Below are 4,309 nucleotides of genomic sequence, written 5' to 3' on the forward strand. Positions count from 1 at the left end.
TTTTGGCTGGCATTTTTGTAAAAATTGACTAAACTTAATTTTTATTATACCCTATTTAAAGGTACAACAGCTTATCACTTTTCTAGTCATGAACCTTTCTACCTGGTGGCGTCGGGTTTTTTGTATGTTTTTATGTCTATTGGGAAAAAGAACACCTAATTTGGGGTGGGAGATAATCCCCCATTATAATTGGGGGCAATCGATACACAAAAAACTTATCTTTAACCGAGCTTGAATATATCGATCGCTCTTGTTATTGATTTGCGATCGATTATTCAGCAAACCCTAGATACTCATGTATTACCTCCCTATGTCGTCGCAGATTTATATCGTAGGCGCTGGAGGATTGAAGATGCTTTTAATACCGTAAAAAGACTCTGGGAATTAAGTTATTTGTGGACAGGTTCTCTCAACGGCATCCAGCTTCAAATTTGGGGAACTTGGATATTTTATGCACTCTTGGTTGATTTAGGTGATGCCGTTGCTGACCAACTCTCTTTACCAATAGATTCGATTTCCTTAGAAATGATTTACCGGGGTCTTTACCATTTTTATGTAGCTCATCAAAAAGGTAAGGCAACTAACCTGATCGAGTATTTCGCCGCGCCCGAAAACCAAGATTTAGGTATTGTTAAATCTCAACGAAAGCCCAATGTTAAGTTAATTGTTGCACCTTTCCCCGATCGACAGCGAGGCAATCATCAATTTTTCTTTGATACCTCTTCTGAAATCCCCTTGACAACTGGCATACAGGCTTAACTTGTTACCAATGATACTACCCCCAGCCAAACCATCTTTGGCTGTTTTTACATCGTGACAATGTTTGTGTAAGAGCTGAAGATTGGTATATTCATCCCTACCGCCTTTGGAGCGGGGGATTTTATGGTCGATTTCCCATTTGTCTTCAGCTCTGAAAATCAATCCGCAGTGGTTACACTTACCCCTTTGACTCTTCAGTAGAGTTGCCTCTTTTGTTGAGATTTCAAGGTGTTTTCCCTTTCTTGTACTCCAATAAACCAGGTTTCCGTCGTATGGAGACGACTCGCCTTTAACTTTCACATGACGGACTATTGGAGTCTCGCTATGCGTCCTTAACCGCATTAAGTTTTCACTTTTTGCATTGGTTGCGAATACCCAGTTGTTACCGCCAATGGTCTGCCAGTATCTATTGATGATCCATCGGATAGACTTTTGGGGATGACGGCGTTTTGCCCAAGCCTTAAGTTTGCAAAAGATTAAATGGTCTTGAGTTTCGTAAGCATCACTGCTCACAACGGTTGAGTAGTAGTTTGCCCATCCTCGGATAATTGGATTGAGTTTTCCAATTAGCGCTTCTTGAGTTGCTGTTCTCTGGGCGTAGATGATGTTTGCTACTTGCTCGTAGTGTATCTTCTGCTTTTCTTGGCTTGGGGTGATGATTGTTTTGAAACCTAGTAATTTTCCGTTATTCTTCCCAGAGTGATGTTTTCCAACTGGGAATTGCCGTATATTAAACCCAAGGAAGTTGAAACCTGGGATATTTCCCTCGTATTCCTCAAGGGTGTGGGCTAGGCGAGTTTTACTAGGCTTCAGTTCTAAGCCCATACTCTTTAACCATTCGGAGATTATCTCTTTGCATCTTTGAACAACGGTTATGTCTTCGTGGAGAATTACGAAGTCATCGGCATATCGGATTAGGTGGGCAGCAGAGATAAATCCTGCGTACTTTCCTTCCTTATAAACCTTCCTTTTTGGGAAAGCTTGAGTTATCCGGTTCTCCATCCCGTGGAGGGCGATATTGGCTAATAATGGGGAAATAACCCCACCCTGCGGTGTACCCTCAGATGTTGGAAACAACTGCTTACCGTCCATCACTCCCGCTTTTAACCAGGCTCGAACTTGTCGGCGGATGGTGGGGAATGTATTTAATTTTTTGAGCAGTGCTTCATGGTCGATGCGGTCGAAACATTTGGCAATGTCAGCATCTAGCACGTATTTGGCTTTCTGACAAATTACCGTGAATATTTGCTCTATCGCATCATGGCATGAGCGTCCGGCTCTGAACCCGTATGAGTTATACCATTTTTTTAAAGATGTGATAGAGATAAAGAATGTAAAATCCAAGACCATCCGGTGAGAAAACCAATGACACGCGGGCGTGAAAGATACCAAAACTTCCTGGACTTTTATGCGGAGTTCGTCAAGATTACTAAATACCGACCAAGCTAAAAAAATTTTCAGATATTCCCACACTCTTTCTGTGGGATTTACTTCAGGACAAGCCGGAGGCTGAAATAGTAAAATGATATTGTCTGGTAATTCAGATGCGCCTAAATTATGAGCTGGTGCGTTATCAACTTGAATGATGTGTCATTCATGAGGATATTGTATTGACAAAAGTTGTAAATATGCTTCAAAACAAACTTTGTCTAAATGGGAAAACTCCAAAAAAAAAACTTTTTCCAGTAGCGATGGATACTGCCCCATAGAGCCAAAAACACTCAAATTTTCATTGATGCTTCCCCATGGGCTTTACCCCTGAAAGCGTCAGCTTGCGCCGACGAATTGTATGTAGTCCTAGGTGAGTTTCATCACTACACCAAAACGTGACTTTTTTATATTTGTTTACTTGAGGTAAAGCTTTGTGTAGTAAAGCTTTTATCTGTTGATGCAAGTTATTTTTAAATTCATTAATTGCCGTAGTTTTCTGAGAAATACTGCGAGGTCTTGGAATTTTTAATTTACTTTTTAGTTCCCCTCTCACTAAAGAATATACAGCCTGGTAACTACTGGTTATTCCTTTAATCAACCAGAGCCAGAGATGAACTTCTTGATAACTCTGAAATCCTTCGGGGTCTCTCAACTCTTGTTGCAATGAAGCTGCTACTTCAACTGAGAACTTTTTTGGGCGACCAAAAACAGAAGAGATTTTTTAACAAATTTTCCAGACCGCCCTCTTTATATTGAAAGAGCCAGCGATGAATTGTTGCCTCACTTTTACCTAAAACTGCCGATACTTCCCGCACAGTTTTTACTTGTTTTGACTGAAATAAATAAAGCATTTGGACTTTGTTATAAGCTAGGATTCTTTTTTGGTGTTTGAGGATTTCTCGCAAACTTTCTACAGATTCGGTAATCTTTATATGAGGACGACCAGACATTGTAATTCTCTCCTTTACTTTTTACACAAGTCTATCATATCTTTAAAAAAATGGTATTAGGTTCAAATCGCGCTTCCCATTCTGGCTCTAGTACCAGCTTGACAAGTGCTTGCAGGGCTCGGTCATTTATTGTCGGGATGCCTAATGGTCGCTTCTCCTTCGTCCCAGGCTTGGGAATCCATACTCGCCTAGTTGGAGCGACTTTTGGGCTTAATTTGAGTTTGGCAACAAGGGCGAGACGTTGTTTTGGGGTCAGGCTTTTAAGCCCATCCACACCAGCCGTCTTCTTGCCGCTGTTGTCTTGTGTTACCCGCCTGACCGCTAAGCACCTTGCTGACCAGGACTTCATCAAAGTCTTTTGGAGTCTGCGTACTGCTTTAACATCGCCACGTTGAGAGGCTCGATAAATTCGCTTTTGGAGCTCATAGACCGACCGTTCCAGCTTTCGCCAGTTAATCTGTCTCCATTCCACCATCGGTTGTGACCGTGTTTTAGACATATATACTCTGACTTGCAACTTTATCTTCCAAACCACAGTGAGTCTGTCTGCATATCCCTGTCATTAGAACAGGGCATTGGCTTCTGACTCTATCCCACCTGTTCGCAGCATCCGGTTAGCACCTACTCTTGGTTTTCGACCTCCAAGAGAGCATACGAAAGGTTACTTCGTTCCTGATAGCCATTAATTGAATCTTTAGAGTTAATGCTTTCCACCGGGGTTGTTGGGAGTGCTACTGATAAAGTCGGACTTATCAGTCCCTAACCCGTTGCCTTTTGGCTCCAGCGCATAAAGCCTTATTTCGCTGGCTACCTTTCACGATGGTTCAAGCGCATCTTCGCTTTCGCTACTCATGGATTCTTGCTAAAGGGATTGCCGACTTAGGCTGTCAGTTACCTTCTTTCGCCCTGCTTTACCAGTTTGATGGCTAGTCTCCTGGGTAGGGGTAGTGCTTTCACCACTGCACCTGTGGGGAGGGATTTGTCTTTCTGTTATTAGGCAGGAGTCTCACCCTCATGGCTATCAAGTTGTCAAGGTTCAGTTAGGATTAAGCTGTTCGGCATTTAAAAGACGATAGTATGGTGCGCCAGTATAGAAGTGTTTCCCCTGTAAGCGTAAGTGTTCGCGCCTGACGCGCCCTACAAGCCTCGTTAGTGGTTTAAATGCGTAA

The 4,309-nt window shown here is 42.4% G+C and carries 5 pseudogenes; 2 read left to right on the plus strand and 3 right to left on the minus strand.

The features are described 5' to 3' along the window. Nucleotides 1-73: 73 nt before the first annotated feature. Together QUA70_RS28130 and QUA70_RS28135 are read left to right on the plus strand one after the other, a co-directional pair. A pseudogene (locus QUA70_RS28130) lies at nucleotides 74-235 on the plus strand (IS5/IS1182 family transposase); the annotation flags it as partial. A 50-nt stretch (nucleotides 236-285) separates the two neighbouring features. After that, nucleotides 286-759, plus strand: a pseudogene (locus tag QUA70_RS28135) (transposase); the annotation flags it as partial. Here QUA70_RS28135 and QUA70_RS28140 read toward each other — a convergent pair. The 3 pseudogenes from QUA70_RS28140 to QUA70_RS28150 all read right to left on the minus strand — a co-directional run. Further along, a pseudogene (locus QUA70_RS28140) lies at nucleotides 661-2,055 on the minus strand (group II intron reverse transcriptase); the annotation flags it as partial. The pseudogenes QUA70_RS28135 and QUA70_RS28140 sit on opposite strands and share 99 nt — an antisense overlap. A gap of 11 nt (nucleotides 2,056-2,066) precedes the next feature. Continuing rightward, nucleotides 2,067-3,140 (minus strand): annotated as a pseudogene (locus QUA70_RS28145) (IS630 family transposase). Nucleotides 3,141-3,192: 52 nt separating this feature from the next. After that, nucleotides 3,193-3,639 (minus strand): annotated as a pseudogene (locus QUA70_RS28150) (reverse transcriptase N-terminal domain-containing protein); the annotation flags it as partial. Nucleotides 3,640-4,309: the final 670 nt, after the last annotated feature.

Source organism: Microcoleus sp. LAD1_D5, from assembly GCF_036702115.1.
Taxonomy (GTDB): Bacteria; Cyanobacteriota; Cyanobacteriia; order Cyanobacteriales; family Microcoleaceae; genus Microcoleus.